We start from the raw sequence: 21,203 nt of genomic DNA, 5'->3' as shown, positions 1-21,203 counted from the left end.
GACGTTGGATGCGCCAGCCGCGTCAGCTTCCCCCGGCGCCCGAAATCACCGACGATGGTACAGAACGTTACCGGCGGGTCACGAGGGCCGTTCGTATGACGTACGCCGGGACCGAGCACCCCGGAGATGGCTCCTGAGCGCCTGGATAGCGTCTCCCATAGGATCGCCGAATGCGGATTCTCTATGTGTGTACCGGAAACATCTGCCGATCACCCACCGCAGAGAGGTTGACCACCGCATACGCGGCCGAGGCCGGTCGCGAGGACCTTTCGGCGCACAGCGCCGGCACCCGGGCGATGGTCGGTTACGGCATGGAACCCACCGCGGCACTCGTGTTGCAGCAGCTCGGAGGCGATCCGGACGGATTCGCTGCGCGTCGGATCACCCCGCCGATCGCGGAGGACTCCGACATGATCATCACGATGAGCGAGCGGCACCGCGCCAAGGTCATCCAGCTCGCACCGCGCAGGATGCGGGTGACGTTCACGCTGCGCGAGGCCGCCCGGCTGCAGAACGCCACCGGTGCGCGGACCATCGCAGAACTGACGACGGCCCGGGCGCAGATGTCTGCACCCGGGCCGGAGGACATCGTCGACCCGATCGGCCGTGACGAGGAGACGTTCGTCACGGTCGGATCCGAGATCGCCGATCTGTTGCTACCTCTCCTCGCCGCTCTCCGAGCCTGAGTCGTTCACCGGGCGTCGCGGTGCGTGCACCACGGGTCGCGACAGCGGCTCGGCGGCGGAGTACGCCTGCGGCGCCTGGTAGGGCTCGCTGCCGTATCGCTCCGATGCCGGCTGCGGCGCCGGCGGGAACTGCTCCGCAGCGCGGTAGTGGTAGGCGTCGTTGCTCGGCGCCGGGTGGGCCTGCGTGGCCGGCGGCTCGACATGATGCTGACCGTTCTGCGGCCGGGCCGGTCCCTCGACGGGTGCCGACGCGGTCGTCTGAGCCTGCGCAGCCGGCTGGGCGGCCGGTGCGGTCGGTGCCGGCGCTCCGACACGCTGCGTCGCCGGCGTGCTCGTCTGGGCGGCTGCCGGAGCAGCACCGTCCTTGTCGGAGCTGTAGTAGTAGCGGTATTCGTAGGCCGTGCCGCGTCCCTTGGTCGGGGTCAGCGCCAGGATCGTGCCCAGCACGGGCGCGTTGACCGCCCGCAGGTTGCCGACGGCCCGCGCGAACTGCTCGCGGGTGGTCTTGCCGTAACGCGCGATGAGCAGCGCACCGTCGGCGATGTTCGTGAGGATCGCCGCGTCGGTGACGGGCAGCAGCGGCGGCGCGTCGATGATGACGTAGTCGAAGCGCGACCGCAGGTCCTCGATGACCTCCCGCGCATGCGCGGAACCGAGCAGCTCGGACGGGTTGGGCGGCAGACCGCCGGCGGCGAGCACCCACATGCCGTCGAAGCGCGTCGGCTGGAGCACGTCCTCGAGTGCAGCCGTGTGTGCGAGCACGTTCGACAGGCCGGCGTCGCCGAGCGTGCCGAGGTACTTGGTCACACGCGGGCGGCGCAGGTCGGCTTCGACGAGCACCACGGAGTGGCCGGCCTCGGCGAGCACCAGGGCCAGGTTGACGGCCGTGGTGGTCTTGCCCTCGCCGGGCAGGGAACTGGTGATAACGATCGCGCGCGGCGGGTTGTCGACCTCGAGGAACTGCAGGTTGGTCCGCATCTCGCGGTAGGCCTCGGCGTCGCCGCTGTTGGCGTCCGCGAACACGATCGCCGGCTCCTCCTGCCGGGCCTTGTCGAGCGGGATCACACCCACCACACCGGTGCCGGCGAGCTCCTCGACGGCGTTGCGGTCCTTGATGGTGTTGTCGAGGCGGTCGCGCAGCACCGCGAGGGCGATGCCGAGCAGCACACCGACGGCCAGACCCAGCGCGACGTTCCGTGTGGTCTTCGGCGTCACCGGCGCCGACGGCGTGGCCGCGTACTGCTCGACCACCACGCGGGCCGTGGGCGGGCCGCCGTCCTCGGGGGTCTCCAGTTCGCGTGCCATGACGACGAACTCGTCCGACAGTGCGTTGGCGAGGTCGCGGGCACGCTCGGGCGACTCGTCGGTGACGGCGGTGTCGATGAGCACCGTGTCGGGGGTCGACGAGGCGGTCACCTTGCCGGCGAGATCGACGGCCGACATCTCGCCGAGACCGAGCTTGTCGAGGGTGCGCTGCGCGAGGGTGGTGCCCTCGAGCAGTTCGGTGTAGGAGGTGACTCGCTGCTGCGAGAACAGGTTGCCCTGATAGATCTCCTGCACCGATGCGCCCGACGAGGTCGACACGAACAGGCGTGTCTTGGCTTCGTACTGCGGCGTGGTCAGCAGGGAGGCGCCGAGGGCGGCAAGAACCGCCACCACCGTCGTGACGGCGACGATCTTCCACCTCGCCTGCAGAATTCGCAGGTAATCATGTACTTCCATCAGGGCGTCTCCCTCGTTGCGGTAACACTGCGTGCGCACCCGGCGGGCGCGGTGTGGGGGTCGTCGTGGCGCTCGAGCACGCTGTCGAGCACCGGGCCGATCGCACGCACCGCGTCCGGATCGGCCAGTTCCGAGTGCGTGAACGGCACCGGATGTTCGACGACGAGACCGCGCACATATCGCTGCCAGGTGGCGGCGATATCTGGGTGCCGGTCGAGATCGGATTCGGCGACCACCAGGTCGATGTCGCCGTCGTATTCGCTGAGGGTGTGTCGGCGCACCGCGTCTTCGACGGCCTGCGCGGCGGCGTCGGTGCGGCGCCGGACCTCGGCGACGAGTTCTTCGGGCAGCCCGGCGATGTCGGGTACGTTCTCTGCCGTCGGGTGGGGCTCGGCAGGCACAGTCTCGGGCGTGAGCGTGTCGAGCAGCACTACCGCACCGACCTGCTCTCCGTGCTCGCGGAGCTGCACGGCCATCTCGTGTGCGATGGTGCCGCCCACCGACCAGCCCAGCAGGTGGTAGGGACCATCGGCCCTCACCTTACGGATTTCGGCCACATACCGCGCGGCGAGTTCGCCGATGCTGTCCGGAATGTCGTCGAAGCCCGTTGCCTGGAGACCGTAGAGGGTACGGCCGTCGAGATGCTGCGCGAAACCGGCGTACATCCATGCGAGTCCGCTGATGGGGTGCACGCAGAACAACGGCGGCTTCTCGTCACCGCGACCGGCGATCTCGACGAGGCTGCCGAGCGGGTCGCGTTCGTCATTACTGCGGCCGTGGTCGATGCGACCGGCGAGCGACGCGAGATCCGGGCTGGTGAACAGCCACTCGACGGGAACGTCGGCGCCGAGCTCGTCGCGCAGTTCACCGGCGACGGTGACGGCCGCGATGGAACTGCCACCGAGGTCGAAGAAGCTTCGGTCAGCAGAGATCTCGTCGACCGGCCGGTCGAGGTGGCGGGCGAACACCGCGGCGACGGTCTGCGCGATGTGTCCCTGCGGCGCCACATATGGTTCGTCGACGGCGGTGTCGGGGGCGGGCAGCGCCGCGCGGTCGACCTTGCCGGATGCCATCAGCGGCAGTGCGTCGACGACGGTGATGCTCACCGGCCGCAGGTGACGCGGCAGGTCGGCGACGAGCGCGCGACGCAATGCTGCCGTGTCGGGTGCGGTGCCGGTCTCGGGCTGGATATAGGAGACGAGCACGGTGTCGCCGTCACGTCCGGGATGCGGAACGGTCACGGCCGCCGCGACTCCCGGACGGTTCAGCAGCGCCGCGTCGACCTCGGCGGGTTCGATGCGGACGCCGTGGATCTTCACCTGGTCGTCGATGCGGGCCACGTGATCCAGTACCCCGTTCGGCAGGATCCGAACCAGGTCGCCCGTGCGGTACAGCCGCGACCCGCCGTCGCCGAACGGGTTCGCGACGAATCGTGTTGCGGTGAGACCTGATTCGTAGCGGTAACCGCGGGCGATGCTGTCACCGGTCACGTAGAGCTCGCCGACGGTGCCGCGCGGCACGGGATGCAGGCGCGAGTCGAGCACGTAGGCGGTGGCTCCCGCGACAGGCGTGCCGATGCTCGGCTTCTCGTCGCCGGTGAGCGGCGCGGAATACGAGACGGCGACGGTGAATTCGGTGGGTCCGTAGCCGTTGACGATCCGGTGCCGCGACCAGCGGCCCACCAGCGCACCGGGCAGGGTCTCACCCGCGGCGACGATCGTCGTCGGCTCGAATGCCTCGGGGTCGAGGGTGCCGAGCACGGTGGGCGTGAGGTTGAGGTGCGTGACGCGCTCGTCGACGATCAGCTCCTGCAGGGGTTCCCCGGCGAAGGTGTGGTCGGGGGCGATCACGAGGGCACCGCCGTGTGCGTGCGCGGAGAGCAGTTCGAAGACCGCGGCGTCGAAGGTGTGCGAGGCGACCTGCAGCACGCGTGATTCCGGACCGAGGTCGAGCAGGGCGGTCTGCACGTCGAGCAGCGCCGCGAGCCCACGGTGGGTGACGTCGACGCCCTTCGGTGTGCCTGTGGTGCCGGACGTGTAGATCGTGTAGGCGAGGTCGCCGGATGTCACTGCGGGACGCGGGGGTTCGACGGCGTCGAAGTCGATGCTGCGGTCGGCGGTGAGGTCGAGCCACGTCACGTGGCCGAGTTCGCGGTAGCCGACGGTCAGGCCGATGCGAGCACCGGAGTCGGCGAGGATCGCGGCGCTGCGCGCGTCGGGCTGGGTGAGGTCGACGGACACCCATGCCGCACCGAGTTTCGTGATCGCCCAGACGGCGAGCGGCCAGTACTCGCTGCGCGGCACGGCGATCGCGACGAGGTCGCCGCGTCGCACGCCGTGGGAGGCGAGCACGGAGGCGATCTCGTCGGCGCGGGCGTCGAGTCCGCCGTACGTCCAGGCGACGGTGCCGGAGCGCACCGCGATGCGTCCGCGATGCTGCTCGACGGCGGTCGCGAAGATCTCGGGCAGGGTGCGCTGTGCGACGGCGGGAGCCGACAGCGGTGCGGGCACCGGCACGGCGAGATCGCCGACGGCACGGTCGGGTTCGGCGAGGGCGGCGGCGAGCATCGCGACGAGGTCGGTGAGCATCGCGTCGCCGGTGGTGTCGTCGAACAGATCCGTCGCATAGACCAGGCGCAGGTCGAGTCCGGCCTCGCGCTCGACGAGTTCGACGACCACGTCGAACTGCGCGGCCGGTTCCCCGGCGTCGGTCTCGGCGATCTGCACATCCGGCAGTTGCGGCAGCACCTCGCCGGCCTCGACGCGGTGCGTGAGCAGCACCTGGAAGAGCGGGCTGTACGACGGGTCGCGGCGCGGCGCGAGACGGGCGACGACCTCGTCGAACGGCACGTCGGCGTGCGCGAGCGCACCGAGATCGGTGGCCCGCACGTCGCGCAGCAGGTCGGTGAACGGCCGCGACGGGTCGACGGCGGTGCGCAGCACGACGGTGCCGACGAACATGCCGACGAGCCGGTCGAGGCGGGCATCCGTGCGACCCGCGATCGCCGTGCCCACGGCGATGTCGGTGCGTCCGCTGCGACGCGCGAGCATCGCGGCGAGCACCGCGTGGACGAGCATGAACACGGTGACGTCGTGGCTGCGCGCGACATCCCGGAGGCGTCGGTGGGTCTCGGCGTCGAGCGTGGAGACGATCTGCGCGCCACGGTGGGTCGGCTGCGCGGGGCGCGGCCGGTCGGCGGGCAGCGGCAGCGGGCTGTCGGGCAGGCCGGCGAGTGTGGTTGCCCAGTAGTCGAGTTGGCGGGCGGCGAGCGAACTCGGGTCGGCGGCGTCGCCGAGCAGTTCGTGCTGCCAGCGCGCGTAGTCGCCGTAGGTGACGGGCAGCGACTCGAAGACCGGTGCTTCTCCCCCGCGACGCGCGGCGTAGGCGACGGCGAGATCGGTGAGCAGCGGACCGACGGACGCACCGTCGAACGCGATGTGGTGCACGGCGGCAGCGAGCACCCAGCGGCCGGGTTCGACGTCGAACAACCGGATCTGCATCGGGGCCTGCGTCGTGATGTCGAAGGGTGTGGTGATCGTGGCGGTCACGGCCGCGGCGACGTCCTCCGGAGCGGAGTGTTCGAGCACCGGCGGGTCGACGGGCACCTGCACGTCGTCGGTGAAGGCGGTGCGCAGCACGCGATGACGGTCGACGACATCGCTCACCGCGGCGGTGAGGGCGTCGACGTCGAGGTCGCCGCTCAGCGTGAGCACGACCGGCACGAGATAGCCGGCGGTGCCGGTCTCGGCCCGCGCGACGATGCCGAGGCGGCGCTGCGCGGGTGCGATCGGTGCCGGGGTGTCATCGTCGTAGGGCCGCAGCGTGACGCGCTGGTCGTCGCCGGATTCGATGCGGGCGGCGAGCGCGGCGAGCGTGGGGGCGGCGAGCACCTCGCGCACCGGCACGTCGGTGCCGAACGCCTCGCTCAGTCGCGCGGCGAAGACGACGGCCGAGAGCGAATCGCCGCCGGCGGTGAAGAACCCGCGGTGCGCGGCCGGGCGGGCGCCGAGCACGTCCTCGGCGACGGTGACGACGAGATCTTCGGCATCGGTGAGCGGCCGGTCGAGGGCCGCGTCGTCGTCGAGTGCGGCGGCGTCGTGCAGTTCGAGCGCGGCGACGTCGAGCTTGCCGTTGGACGTGAGGGGCAGCTGGTCGAGCGCGTGCACGCGGGTCGGCATGCGGTGCGGCGGCACGACGAGCGCGAGTCGCGCGGTGATGTCGTCGGCCGACAGGTCCGGTCCGGCCGCGAACGCGACGAGCGTGCCGCTCACCGCGACCACCGCTGCCTGCCGGATACCGGGCTGGGCGAGCAGCGTGGCTTCGAGTTCGCCGGGTTCGATGCGCACGCCGCGCACCTTGAGCTGGCGGTCGGTGCGGCCGAGATAGCCGAGGGTGTCGTCGACGCGGCGGTGGACGCGGTCGCCCGTGCGGTACATGCGGGCACCACCGGGAGCGGCCACGAAGCGTTCGGCGGTGCGGGCGGGGTCGTCGAGATATCCGGCGGCGAGGCCTTCACCCGCGAGATACAACTCGCCGACGCCTCCGGCGGGCACGGGACGCAGGCGCGCGTCGAGCACGTGGGCGACGGTGCCGGGCACGGGCCTGCCGATGCTCGGGCGGGTGCCGGGTTCGATGTCGACGAGGGTCGCGACGATCGTGGCCTCGGTCGGTCCGTAGGCGTCGAGCATCACGCGGCCGTCGGCCCAGCGCGCGGCGAGCGACGACGACAGGGATTCTCCTCCGGAGGCGACGACCTTCAGGTCGGGCAGTCCCTCGGGATCGAGGGTGCCGAGCACCGTGGGGGTCGACAGGTAGTGGGTGATGCGCTGTTCGGCGAGGTAGCGGTGCAGGTCCTGGCCGGCATAGACGTCCGGGGGTGCGACGACGAGCGTCGCGCCGGTGGTGTGGGCGAGCAGCAGTTCGAGCAGCGCGGCGTCGAACTCGGGTGAATAGTCGTGCAGCACGCGGTCTCCGGGCTCGACCCGGTAACGCTCGGCCACTTCGGCGGCGAGCGGGGCAAGTCCGCGGTGTGTCACCGCGACCCGCTTCGGGGTGCCGGTGGAGCCGGAGGTGGACACGACGTAGGCGGTGCCGGGCAGGCACGTCTCCCCTGCCTGCCGCGAATGTGTGAAGGCCGCACCGGTCTTGGTGATGGCCCACAGGGTGCGGATGTAGTCGACGCTGCGCGGTGCGTCGATGCGCACGATCTTCCCGTCCCGCGCACCCTCGGCACGCAACTCGTCGGCGAGGGCGTCGGACTGCTCGTCGAGTTCGCGGTAGGTGAGCGATTCGCCGTCGCCGCGCAGGGCTTCCCGGTCGGGATGGGCGGCGGCGGTGGCGCGCAGCATCTCGGCGAGGGTGCGTGCCGGGGCCGGTTCGCCGCCGTCGAGGGCGGCGGCCGGGACATCGACGGCCACTTCACCGATGGTCCTGTCGGGTGCGCTCGCCAGACTGCCGAGGAGCGCGACGAACCGGGTGACGAGCAGTTCGGCGGTGCGGCCGGCGAAGCGGGCGGCGTCGAACACGAGCGTGCCGGTGTAGCCGTCGGGACGCGGGGCCAGCGTGAACTGCAGATCGAACTTCGGTGTGTCGTCGAGGACTTCGTGAGCCTCGACGGTGAGCTCTCCCAGGCTGATCGCGTCGATGCCGAAGTCCTGCAACGCCAGCGCGACCTGCGGTGCGCCGCTCCGCCGCTCCGACAGCAACTGCTCGTAGGGCACCGCGACGTGGTCGAAGGCGGCGACGTCGAAGTCGCGGACCTGGCCGAGCAGTCCGGCGAACGACATGTCCGGAGCCACGCGGGCGCGCAGCACGAGAGTGTCGAGGAACGGGCCGACAAGGTCTTCGAGCTGCGCCCAGCGACGTCCGCCCACCACAGCGGCGACGGCGATGTCGTCGCTGCTGCCGAGCCGCGCGAGCAGTACCGACAGCGCGGCGTGCAGCACCATGAACTCGGTGGCGCCGTGGGCGCGGGCGAGGTCGGCGAGCGCGTCGCGTACATCGGCGGGCACGGTGAAGTCGACGCTGCGCGCACCGGTGTCGGTTCCGGTGGCGTCGGCGGGCAGTTCGGTGACGGTGAGTCCGTCGAGGGCGCGTCGCCAGTGCTCGAGGTCGCGTTCGGGGATGCCGCGTTCGGATTCCCACAGGGCGTAATCGGCGTACTGCAGCGGCAGCGGTTCCCACTGCGGTGCCGCGCCGTTCACGCGGGCGAGATACGCGATGGTGAGGTCGCGCAGCAGGGGCCGCAAGGACGTGCCGTCGGCGATCGAATGGTCGACGTCGAGGTGCAGCACGTGCTGGTCGGGGCCGGTGCGTTCGAGGCGCACGCGCCACCGGTCGCTGCGCGGCGCTTCGTGGACCTGCTGGTACACGCCGTCGCCGTCGACGATGTAGTCGGTGCGCAGGATCTCGTGGCGCAGCGCGACGTCGCCGAGCGCGGCCTGCAGGGCACCGAGGTCGAGCGGTCCGCTCAGGTTGACCTCGCTGCGCAGCCGGTAGGCATCGGGGGCAAGCGAACTCAGTCCCCACAGGCGACGCTGGGCGCGGCTGAGCGGGATCCGTTCCGGGCGCGGCGACACGGCAACGGGTCCGGCGTCGGTGTCGAAACCACCGGCGTCGAGGGCGGCGGCGAGCGCGTCGACGGTGGGGTTCGCGAAGACGGTGCGCAGCGGCACGTCGGTGCCGGTCTCGTCGCGCAGGCGGCCGACGAGGACGGTCGCGAGCAGCGAGTTGCCGCCAACCGCGAAGAAGTCGTTGGTGCGTCCCACCGCGGTGCCGTCGCCGAGGACGTCGCCGATGATGCGGGCGACGAGCGCTTCGGTCTCGGTGCGCGGTTCGCTGCCTTCGCCGGCGGCAGGTTCGGGCAGGGCGGCGGCGTCGACCTTGCCGTGGGAGGTGAGCGGGATCGCGGCCAGCGGCACGATCGCGGTGGGCACGAGGTGCGCGGGCAGGAGGGTGCGCAGCTGGGCTCGCAGGTCGGAGTCGTCGAGGTTCTCACCGGTGACGTAGGAGATGAGGCGGCCGCTGCGCACGAGGGTCACGGCCCGATCGACGCCGTCGAGAGCGGTGAGAGCGGTGTCGATCTCGCCGGGTTCGATGCGCACGCCGCGCAGCTTGATCTGGTTGTCGCTGCGGCCGACGAATTCGAGGGCACCGGCGCGGGTCCAGCGCACGAGGTCGCCGGTGCGGTAGCGGCGGCCGTCGGGCCCGGCGATGAACCGCGCCGCGGTGCGCGCGGCGGCATCCCGGTAGCCGGACGCGAGTCGCGGTCCCGAGACGTACAGTTCGCCGACCACGCCGGCGGGCACGGGACGCAGTCGCTCGTCGAGAACCTCGACGGTGACTCCGCGGACGGGAGTGCCGATGACGATGTCGTCGCCGGGTCGCAGCGGCTGCGAGTTGGTGACGAACATCGTGGCCTCGGCCGGGCCGTAGCTGTTGACGAGGGTGCGCCCGTCTCCCCAGCGGTCGACGATCTCGCGAGTGAGCCGGTCACCGCCGAGCACGAGCGTGCGCAGGGCCGGCAGGTCGCGCACCGGCACGGTCGCGAGCGTCGACGGCGTCATCACCGCGTGGGTGATCGCGGCACTGTCGAGCAGGTCGCCGAGGGCAGCGCCACCGTAGCTGTCGGCGTCGGCCACCACGAGCGTCGCGCCGGAGATGCCGGCGGTGAGCATCTCGAGCATCGCGGCGTCGAACGACGGTGCCGCGACGTGCAGGACGCGATCGCCCGGGAAGGCTGCGAGGTATTCGCCGATGTCCTCGGCGAACGCGCTCGCGGCGCGCTGGGTGACGGTGACGGCCTTGGGGTGTCCGGTGGTGCCGGAGGTGAAGACGAAGTAGGCGGGGGCGTCGGGTGCGGGATCGACGACGTCGGCGAGCGGCTCCTCGTCGTCGGAGGTCACCTCGAGCCACCGCACGGTCGCCGGAAGTGTCGGCGCTTCACCGACTCCCACGTGCACGTCGGCGAGCATCTCGGCCAGGCGCGCGGTGGGGGCGGTGGGGTCGACGAGCATCGGTGCGGCGCCGGCGCCGATGATGCCCCAGACCGCGAGCACCGATTCGAGCGAGCGCGGGTAGGCACACGCCACCGGATCACCCGGGCGCACACCGGCGAGCTGGAGGCGCGCGGCGAGAGCGTCGGAATAGTAGAGCAGTTCGGGATACGACAGTTCGCGGTCGTCGTCGACGATCGCGAGTTCCTCGCCGCCGGCAGCCGCGCCCTGCGCGAGCCACTGGCGCAGCGACTGGGGTGCGCCCGGCACAGCGCCGACAGTGGGCAGGCCGGCGTCGCCGTGCAGGTCGATCTCCCCGACCCGCACGTCCGGATCGGCGACGGCCGCGCTCAGGATCGTTCGCAGGCGGTCGGCGTAGCCGGCGACGGTGTCGGCGTCGTACAGGTCTGTGCTGTAGAAGAATTCGAGGTCGATGCCGTCCTGCTGCTCGGTGACGGTGACCTGCACGTCGACGTTGACCGTTTCGGTGTCGACAGGCGCGGCGGTGACGTTCAGATCGGGCAGCGCGAAGGTCGAGGCGACGGGTCGTGCCTGCGACAGCGCCACCTGGAACAGCGGGTGCCGCGCTTCCCTGCGGGCGGGCTGCAGCTTCTCGACGAGCGTCTCGAACGGTGCGTCCGGGTTGCCGTAGGCGGCGAGGTCGCGGCGGTGCACCTGCGTGAGCAGCTCGGTGAAGGTGGCGTCGGGGTCGACGTCGGTGCGCAGCACGAGGGTGCCGGCGAACATGCCGACGACGTCGTCGAGCTGCGGGTCGCCGCGACCGGAGACGGCGGTGCCGATGGGGATGTCGCGACCGGCACCGTGCCGCGCGAGCAACGCCGCGAGTGCGGCGTGCAGCACCATGAACACCGTCGCGCGACCCTCACGGGCCAGCTCGTGCAAACCTCGGACTAGGTCGGCGTCGAGCGAGACGGTGTGGGCAGCACCGTGTCCGGTGGGCTGTGTGGGGCGCGGCCGGTCGCCGGGCAGGGTCACCTCGTCGGGCAGGTCGGCGAGTTCGCCCAGCCAGTACGGGATCTGTTCGTCGGCGACGCTGCGCTGCCACCGCGCGTAGTCGGTGTACTGGACGGGCAGCGCCGGGAGTTCGGGGGTCGCGCCGGTGAGGCGGGCGTCGTAGGCGACGGCGATGTCGCGCAGCAGCGGCGTCAGCGACCAGCCGTCGGCTGCGATGTGGTGCAGGACGACGAGCAGCACGTGCCTGTCGGGTGCCGTCCGGTAGAGCCGCATGCGGGCCGGGGGTTCGACGGTGAGGTCGAAGCCGGTGGTGGCGTAGTCGCGGACGAATTCGTCGAGGGCGTCCTCCGGCACGGCCACCGGGTCGAGATCGGGGCGTGCCGGGGGCAGCACGGTGTACTCGTCGGCGGCCGGGTAGACGGTGCGCAGCGTGCGGTGCCGTTCGAGCACGTCGGCCACGGCGGCGGTGAGGGCGTCGACGTCGAGGTTCCCGTCGAGCCGCACCGCGAAGGGCAGGTTGTAGCTCGGGGAGGCCGGGTCGAAGCGGTTGATGAACCACAGGCGCTGCTGCGCCGCCGACAACGGGGCGGGTGCGTCGGGGTCGGCGACGAGACGCGCACGGCGAGAGGGCTTATCGCTTCCACTGGTTATGTGTGAAGTTAGGGCTGTAATGGTCCGGTTCTCGAAGATGTCTCTCACGGTGACGTCGGCGTCGAGTACGTCCGACAGGCGACCGGCGAGGCGCGTGGCGAGCAGCGAGTTGCCGCCGAGATGGAAGAAGTCGTCGTCGGCACCGAGGGTGCCGGGGGCGATGCCGAGCAGTTCGGCACACACGTCCGCGACGAGTTCCTCGACCGGTCCGTGCGGTGCCGCACCCCCACCGGCCGTGACGTCGGGGGTGGGCAGTGCGGCGCGGTCGAGTTTGCCGTTGGCGGTGAGCGGCAGCGCGTCGAGAACCACAGCGGCCGACGGGACGAGGTAGTCGGGCAGGCTGCGTCGCAGGTCGCGCAGGGCGTCGATGGCGTTGCCTCCGACGAGATAGGCGACGAGGCGGTCGTCGCGCAGCAGCACGACGGCCTGGCGCACGCCCTTGCTGCGCAGCAGGGCGGCTTCGATCTCGCCGGGTTCGATGCGGTAGCCGCGCAGTTCGATCTGCTGGTCGGCGCGACCGAGATAGTGCAGGGCACCGCTGGTGTCGCGGCGGCCGAGGTCGCCGGTGCGGTAGCGGCGGGTGCCACCGGGGGCGGCGACGAACCGCGTCGCGGTCTGGCCGGGACGTCCGTGGTAGCCGCGCGCGAGTTGGTCTCCGCGCACGTACAGTTCGCCGATCGCGCCGGGCAGTGCGGGTCGCAGCGACGAGTCGAGCACATCCACGGCGAGACCGGTCAGCGGCGCACCGATGCCGGTCGCGGTGGCGTCACCGAAGGTGACGTGCACGGTGGTCTCGGTGATGCCGAACATGTTGACCGCCCGCACATGCGGATGACGCTCGGCCCACGGGCGCACCCGCGCGGGGTCGAGGGCTTCGCCGCCGAAGATCAGCAGCCGCAGGTCTTCGAGCGGCGCGTGATCGGTGGCGGCGAGCTGGTGGAAGGCCGTGGGGGTCTGGTTGAGCACCGTCACCCGGTTGCTCGTGAGCACGTCCACGAAGGGCGCGGGGTCGCGCACGGTGAGGTGGTCGATCACCACCACAGAAGCGCCGGTGGCGAGCGGTGCCCACATCTCCCAGACGGAGAAGTCGAAGGCCGGCGAGTGGAACAGCGTCCACACGTCGTCGGCGCGCAGTCCGAATTCGTCGACGGTCGCGGCGAGCAGCGACAACACGTTGCGGTGCGTCACCTGCACGCCCTTGGGGGTTCCGGTGGAGCCGGAGGTGTAGACGATGTAGGCGCCGAGATCCGCGACGAGCGGGAAGTCGAACAGGGCGCCGTCGTCGAGGCGACCGGCCACCTCCGGGTCGTCGAGTCGCAGCGTCGGCACGCGGACGTCGGTGAAGTCACTGTCGGTGACCACCAGCGAGGGCTGCGCGTCGTCGAACAGGGACTGCAGGCGCGTCGCGGGATGCGTGACGTCGACGGGCAGGTAGATTCCACCGGCGCGGGAGACGGCGAGGATCGCGACGACGAGCCCGGGGGTGCGCGGCAGTGCGACGGCGACGACGTCCTCGGCGGTGACGCCGCGTTCGCGGAGGAGTTTGGCGAGCGCGCCCGAGCGCGACCACAGCGCGCCGTAGCTGAGGGAGTACCCGTCCCCCACCACGGCGACGGCCGCCGGATCGTCGGCCACGCGTTGCGCGACCAGCTCGGGCAGCGACTCTGCCGAAAGTTGTTGGGCGACGCCGACGGGGGTGAGGTCGGCGTCGCCCAACTCGATACCGCCGACCGACACAGCCGGGTCGGCGGTAACGGCATCGAGGATACGCACGAACCACGACTGCCACTGCACAATCGTGTGCGAATCCAAAAGTTCGTCCGCGTACGTGAGGACCGTTTCCAAACCGGCGGGCACACCGGTCTCGGAACGGCGTTCGCGGACGGTCAGTTCGAGGTCGACGCGGGCCGTGCCCACCGGGATCTCGCGGATCGTCGTGGAGCTGCCGGGCAGCGTGAACTCGTCGAGCGAGAACGACTCGTACGCCAGAATGACCTGGAACAACGGGTGGTGCGCGTCGGTGCCGGCCCCCACCGCGTCGACGATGCGATCGAACGGCACATCGGCGTGGGCGAAGGCGTCGAGATCGGCGCGGCGGGTGTCGGCGAGCAGGTCGGCGAAGGTGCGGCGCGGATGCACCCGCAACCGCAGCGGCACGGTGCCGACGAACATGCCCACCACGTCGTCGACCGCGGCGTCGCTGCGTCCGGAGACGGGCGTGCCGATGGTGACGTCGTCAGTGGCGGCGAGCGCCGACAGCAAGATCGCAAAGGCCGCGTGCATCACCATGAACGGCGTGACGTCGTGGGCCCGGGCGAGCTTGTCGACCGCGGCGTGCAGTTCGGCGGGGATCGTGAAACTCGCGCGACCCGCGGTACCGGTGGTCGCCGCGCTGCGGGGACGGTCGGTGGGCAGCGCAAGCAGCGGCGACGCATCGTCGAGGGTCTGCTTCCAGAAGGCGAGCTGACGGGACGCGAGGCTGTCGGGATCGTTCTCGTCGCCGAGCACGGCCCGGTGCCAGCGCGCGTAGTCGCGGTAGGTGACCGCCGGCTCCGGCAGCTCCGGCGTCTCCCCGTCGCGGTGGGCACGGTAAGCGGCGACGGCGTCACGTCCGAGCGGCAGCAGCGACAAGCCGTCGGCGGCGATGTGGTCGATCACCACGGCGAGCACGTAGCCGGAGTCCGTCCGATACAGCCGGGTGCGGATCGGCGGGTCGACGGTGAGATCGAAACGCTCGCAGGCGAAGTCGGTCAGCTCCGCATCGAGATCGGTGCCTGCGTCGACGGGCTCGAGGTCGAGCGTCACCGACGACAGCACGTGCTGGCGCGGGCCGGACGGGCTGTCGGGAAAGACCGTGCGCAGCGAGTCGTGGCGGGTCAGCACGGTGGCGGCGGCCGCACGCACGGAGTCGAGGTCGGTGTCGGCGTCGAGATCGAGCGCGAAGGCGATGTGGTCGCCGCCGTCGATACCGTCGGCCACGTCGAACCGGTTGAGCAGCCACATGCGCTGCTGCGCGGGTGCGAGCGGGGCGTCGCTGTCGTCGTCGATGTGTACGAGCGGCAGATGCTCGCCGGTGGATTCCTCGGCGAGCAGGTTCGCGAGTTCGGCGACGGTGGGGTGCTCGAAGATGTCGCGCACACCCACCCGGCGACCCGCGACTCCCCGCAGGCGCGCGGCGAGCTGGGTCGCGAGCAGCGAGTTGCCGCCGACGGCGAAGAAGTCGTCGGATCCGGCAACGCTCGGCAGGTCGAGCAGGTCGGCGACGACACCGGCGACGAGTTCTTCGGTGGCGCTGCGGTATCCGTCGGTGCGAGGCGCTGTGACCACCGGCTCGGGCAACGCGGCACGGTCGATCTTGCCGGTGCTGGTGAGCGGGAACGCGTCGAGCGCGGTGACGGTCGCGGGCACCATGTGCCGGGGCAGACGCTCGGCGGCCCATTCGCGGATCTCGTGCGGGTCGAGGCGGCCGTTGCGGCTGTGCACGTAGGTGGCGAGGGTGTCGCCGCGCACCACGGTCACGGCGGTGCCGATACCCGGGTGGGTCTGCAGGGTCGCGTCGATCTCGCCGAGTTCGATGCGGAAACCGCGGATCTTGACCTGGTGGTCGCTGCGACCGACGAATTCGAGGGCCCGGTCGTCATCGTGTCCCGTCCAGCGCACGAGATCGCCTGTGCGGTACAGGCGCCCGGTGCCGAACGGGTTCGCGACGAACCGGTCGGCGGTGAGCGCGGGGGCGTCGAGGTACCCGCGGGCCACGCCCTGCCCCCCGAGATACAGCTCGCCGGTCACCCCCTCGGGCACGGGCCGCAGGCGTTCGCTGAGCACCACCGCGGTGACGCCGACGAGGCCGGTGCCGATGGTGAGCCGGTCGCCGGGTGCGAAGGGTTCGCTCGACGTGGCGAGCACCGTCGTCTCGGTGGGTCCGTAGACGTTGAGCAGGGTGCGGCCGGGTGCCCAGCGTTCGGCGGTCTCGACCGGCCACGCCTCGCCGCCGATCGCGATCGTGCGCAGGACGTCGAGTCCGGCGGGGTCGAGCTGTGTGGGCACCGAGGGCGTCGAGAACCAGTGGGTGATGCCTTCGGTGCGAAGCAGTTCCACCAGTTCGTCGCCACCGAACAGGTCGGCGGGCGCGACCACCAGCGTGCCGCCGGAGGTGAGCGCCAGGACGTATTCGAGCACCGCGCCGTCGAAGGCAGGGGTGGCGAAGTGCAGCACCCGTGCGTCGGTTTCGGTGTCCGAGATGGTGGGCAGGTCGAAGCGTTCGACGAACGACTGTGCGAGCGGGCCGAGTCCGCGATGCGAGACCACCACGCCCTTGGGCCGACCGGTCGAGCCCGAGGTGTAGACGACGTAGGCGGTGTTGTCGACGTGCAGCGGCCGCACGCGATCGGCGTCGGCGATAGGGCGAGTCTCACCCTCGACGGTGAAGGCGATCGGCTCGACCCCGTCGGGCAGCGCGACGTCGCCGTCGACGATCGCGTACCGCGCGCCGGATGCGTCGAGCAACTGGGCGATGCGCGCGGCGGGCTGGTTGGGGTCGACAGGTACGAAGGCCGCGCCGCTCAGCGCCACGGCCGCGGCAGCGAGCACCGAACGCGTCGACCGCGAGAGCACGACGGCCACACGGTCTTCCGTCCCGATGCCCCGCTCGATCAGCGTCCACGCGAGCGGGCGTGCCGCCGTGCGGATCTCGACGGCCTGACCACCGGGCTCGGTCACGCAGGCCGGCGACCGGTCGATGACCTCGGCGAAGGTCGCTTCCGGGCCGGGTTCGGCCGGCTCGACGGAGAGGGTGCCGAGGTCGAGGTCACCGACGGGCAGCGACGGATGCTGCGCGACCTGTTCGAGCACTCCGCTCAGGCGGGTCACCCAGCGGGCGATGGTGTCGTCGTCGAACAGTTTCGTGTCGTAGACGAGGCGGCCGGTGAGCGATCCATCGCGCAGTTCGCGCAGCGAGATCTCGACGTCGAATCGTGCTTGTGACGAGGCGATCTCCTGCGGCCGCACCGTCAGCCCGGGCAGTTCGAGATCGGGCACGTCCACGTTGTCGTACGCGAGCATCACGTGGAAGGGCGAGAAACCGAGGGCGTCGACGACGTAGTCGAACGGCACGGTGGCGTGCGCGAAGGCGTCGAGGTCGGTGTCGCGGGCCTGTGCGAGCAGCGACGTGAACGGCTGTGCCGGGTCGACGTTCGTCCGCAGGGTGACGGTGCCGACGAACATGCCGACGAGCGCGTCGAGGTCGGGATGGTCGCGACCGGCCGTTCCGGTGCCGATGGCGATGTCGTGCCCGGAGGTCCAGGCGGCCAGCCACACGGCGACGGCGGCGTGCACGGCCATGAAGGTGGTGGCGTCGTGCGCGGCGGCGACGGACCGCAGGTCCGCGACCTGGTCGGCGGGCACCGTGAAGTCCACGGCCGCAGCGGGACCGAAGCCGCCGTTGCGGGGGCGGTCGGTGGGCAGCGGCGCTGCGTCGGCGAGTCCGTCGAGTGTGCTTGTCCAGTAGTCGATCTCGCGACCGGCCCGGGTGTCGGGCGCCGCAGGATCGCCGAGGCGATCGAGATGCCACTGCGCGTAGTGCCGGTAGTGCAGCGGCAGCGGCGTCCACGCAGGCGCTTCCCCGGCCGCGCGGGCGAGGTAGGCGGTGGCGACATCGGCAGTGAGCGGCACGAACGACGCACCGTCGAGCGCGATGTGGTGGGCGACCACGGCGAGCACGTGCTTGTCGTCGGCGAGTCGCAGCAAGCGGATCCGGAACGGGATCTGCGCGGTGAGGTCGAACGGTTCGGCCGCCCACTCGGTGATGAGCGCTTCGACGTCGCCCTCGGCCGTTTCGGGTTCCAGGGCGAGACCGGTGACGGCACGCTCGAGCGGCAGTACGTCCTGCACCGGTCCGTCGAGCTCGAGGCGAAACAGTGTGCGGAGGGTTTCGTGCCGGTCGAGGACGTCCACCACCGCGGCCTGCAGCGCCGGCAGGTCGAGGGCGCCGTCGAGGTGCAGCGCGAACGGCAGGTGGTAGGCGGCCGGGTCGCCGTGCGCGCGGGCGAGCAGGAACAGTCGGCGCTGCGCGGGAGCGAGCGGCGACGGTCCAGTGTTCGGGGTGGCGACGGGTCGCGATTCCGATTCCGGTCGCTTCGCCGCGGCGACCGCCAGTCGGGCGACGGTCGGGTGAGCGAACACGTCGCGCAACTGCACGTCGCGGCCCAGCGCGGCACCGAGACGGGCGGCGAGCTGTGCGGCGCCGAGCGAGTGACCGCCGAGCGCGAAGAAGTCGTCGTCGGCTCCGATGTCGTCGATGCCGGTGAGCTCGGCGAACAGCTCGGCGACGATCTTCTCGCTCGGGCCGTTGGGCGGCCGCGATCCGACGGCCACAGCACGCTCGGGTGCGGGCAGCGCGCGCCGGTCGACCTTGCCGCCCGGCGTGAGGGGCAGCGCCTCGAGCACGGTGATCGACGACGGACGCAGATAGGTGGGCAGTTCGTCGGCGAGGCGGACGGTGAGGTCGGCGGGGTCGACGTCGCCGACGACGTAGGCGGCGATGTGCTCGCCGTGGACTGTGACGGTCGCGGCCTGTACCTCGTCGAAGGCGACGAGCGCGGCTTCGATCTCGCCGAGTTCGATGCGGTAGCCGCGGATCTTCACCTGCTGGTCGGCGCGGCCGAGGAATTCGAGGTGACCGTCGGTGGTCCAGCGGGCGCGGTCGCCCGTACGGTACATGCGCCCACCGAACGGTGAGGCGACGAAGCGTTCTGCGGTGACGGCCGGGGCGCCGAGGTAACCGCGCGCGACGCCCGGTCCCCCGAGATACAGCTCGCCGATCACCCCGGCGGGCACGGGATGCAGGCGGGAATCGAGGACGACGGCGGTCATGCCGTCGATCGGCCGGCCGATCGGAACGCCCTCACCGGGCTGCAGCGGGCCGCTGAGCGTCGCGAGGATCGTGGTCTCGGTGGGCCCGTAGGCGTTGAGCATCGTGCGGCCGGTGGACCAGCGGTCGGCCACGGCCTGCGGCAGTGCTTCGCCACCGGCGTCGAGAACCTGCAGGTCGGACAAGCCGTCGTCGGGGGTGACAGCGAGGATCGCCGGTGCGGTGATCGCGTGAGTGACGGATTCGCTGCGCAGCAAGGTGGCCAGCGCCGGTCCGCCGACGGCGTCGGGCGGGCAAATCACCAGGGTGGCGCCGGCGTCGAAGGCGAGGAGCAGTTCCTGAAGCGACGCGTCGAAGGACGGCGACGCGAGGTGCAGCACCCGCGATGTCGCGTCGGCCCGGTAGCGATCGCGCAGCGTCGACACGAGCGCGGACACACCGCGGTGGCCCACCGCGACCGCCTTCGGGGTGCCGGTGGAACCGGAGGTGTGGATGACCCACGCCGTGTTGTCGACGTGCAGCGGCCGCAGGCGATGCTCGGCCGTGAAGGTCTCAGCGGAGCCGTCGGTGGGCGGCGCGATGCGGGTGACGTGCTCGGGCAGCGCCGGGTGGTCATGGGCGACGGCGATCCGCACGTCGCGCAGCACCTGCTCGAGGCGGCGGGCGGGAAGTTCGGGGTCGAGCGGGGTGTAGGCGGCGCCGGTCTTGGCGACGGCCCACAGCGCGACCACCGAATCGATCGAGCGAGGCAGCAGCACCGCAACGCGCTCTTCGGGGCCCGCACCCGCCGTGACCAGCGCATGAGCGAGCGCGCCGGAGCGAGCGTCGAGTTCGCGGTAGGTGATGCTGTCGTTTCCGTCCACGACGGCGACGGTGTCGCTCGCGGCGTGGCGGGTGAGGACGTCGGGCAGCAGTTCCGGCTCGGGCGCGGTGCGTCCGCGGGCGGGAGCCAGGCCGTCGAGTTCGGCCGGGTCGGCGAGGGCGAGATCGCCGACCGCGACGCCCGCGTTCTGCACGAACTCCTTCAGGAATCCGCGGAAACGGCTGTGCAGCGACGACAGGTGCTCGTCGCTGTAGAGATTGGGGTTGGCCTCGAAGTCGACGCGTATCGTGCGGCCTGCGACGCCCGGGTAGACGTTGACGGCGAGATCGTCGATCGGGCCGCTGGACTGGTGGTGGTACTCCCCCGTCACCTCTCCGAACGCGATCTCGGGATGGAACATCATCAGATTGACGGTGGGGCCGAACGGGCTCGCCGCCTCGTCGCGGGAGCGGCCGAGGCTGCGCAGATCCGCGAGCATGTCTTCGTACCGATACCGCTGGTGGCGCAGGGTGCTGCTCAGTTCCACCTGCACGTCGCGGATGAGCTCGACGGGTGTGGTTGCCGGATCCACGCATAGGCGCAACGGCACGACGTTGGCGAGAACGCCAGCGGACCGACGCAACGCGGCGGTGGTGCGCGCGGAGACGGGCAGGCTGAGTACGACGTCGACCACGCCCGTGGTCCGGGCGAGGAACGCACCGAAGGCCGCGAGGACGATCGGCACGTCGGTGGAGTTCGCGTCGTGGGCGAGCGCCGAGACCGCGGCCGCGGTGTCGGCGTCGAGTTCGGAGTTCGCCCGACGTGCCGGCACCCCGAGAGGTGCTTCGTGATCGACGAACGACACGGATTCGGGCAGGTCGGCGAGGCGCTCGAGCCAGTGCTGGCGGTCGGTGTCCTGACGCTTCGAGCCCACATAGGCGGCCTCGACATCGAGAATGTCGGCGATCGGCATCGCCTTGAGCGGCGGCGCCTCGGAGCCGGAGACCCACGCCGAATACAGCTCGGCGGCGCGGTTGAGCATGTTGACCGCACCCTGGCCGTCGAGCGCGATGTGGTGGACGTAGCTCGACAGGAAATAGCGGTCGTCCGCGATGCGCAGCACCGTGGTGGCGATGAGCCGGTCGCTCAGCAGGTCGAGAGGCTTCGTGTACTGCTCGGTCATCCAGCGATGAGCTGCAGCTTCCGGGTCCTTCTCGGACCGCAGGTCCAGATAACGCGGTGCGTCCTCGATATCGGGGACGACCTTCTGGAACGGCTTGCCGTCCTGTTCGACCAGCACCAATGTGCCCGATTCGACGTCGCGCGCAGCTTGCTCACAGGCATTTCGGGCAAGGTCCACGTCGAGATCGCCATGGAACTCGACGTACTGAGCCGTGGTGAACGGTATGTCGGGATTCAGCTGCTGCGCGAACCACAGGCCCCGCTGACTCGGGGACAGCGGAAATAGATGCACCACGCTCCCCTCGCCTCACCCGACAAATACA

At 71.1% G+C, this 21,203-nt stretch carries 3 protein-coding genes; 1 reads left to right on the top strand and 2 read right to left on the bottom strand.

What is annotated here, in order from left to right; all coding sequences use genetic code 11:
* The first annotated feature begins 170 nt into the window (after positions 1-170).
* Positions 171-686 carry a low molecular weight phosphatase family protein gene (locus tag NVV99_RS16375; protein ID WP_024101937.1) on the top strand — a complete coding sequence of 172 codons (516 nt, stop codon included), beginning with the start codon at positions 171-173 and terminating at the stop codon, positions 684-686.
* Here the strand turns inward: NVV99_RS16375 and NVV99_RS16370 are convergent.
* Complete coding sequence (locus tag NVV99_RS16370; RefSeq protein ID WP_260782941.1) at positions 657-2,408, bottom strand: polysaccharide biosynthesis tyrosine autokinase; 1,752 nt, start codon at positions 2,406-2,408, stop codon at positions 657-659. The genes NVV99_RS16375 and NVV99_RS16370 overlap by 30 nt on opposite strands.
* Complete coding sequence (locus NVV99_RS16365) at positions 2,408-21,175, bottom strand: non-ribosomal peptide synthetase (RefSeq protein ID WP_260782940.1); 18,768 nt, start codon at positions 21,173-21,175, stop codon at positions 2,408-2,410. Before NVV99_RS16365 ends, NVV99_RS16370 begins: the two co-directional genes overlap by 1 nt.
* Positions 21,176-21,203: the final 28 nt, after the last annotated feature.

The organism is Rhodococcus sp. PAE-6, assembly GCF_025290685.1.
GTDB lineage: Bacteria > Actinomycetota > Actinomycetes > Mycobacteriales > Mycobacteriaceae > Rhodococcus > Rhodococcus pyridinivorans.
Note: the sequence above shows the minus strand (reverse complement) of the source record. Positions and strands in the feature narration are given on the sequence as shown.

Coding starts and splice junctions, on each gene's coding strand:
- NVV99_RS16370 (WP_260782941.1), bottom strand. CDS start 2,408: ATGGAAGTACATGATTACCTGCGAATTCTGCAGGCGAGGTGGAAGATC.
- NVV99_RS16375 (WP_024101937.1), top strand. CDS start 171: ATGCGGATTCTCTATGTGTGTACCGGAAACATCTGCCGATCACCCACC.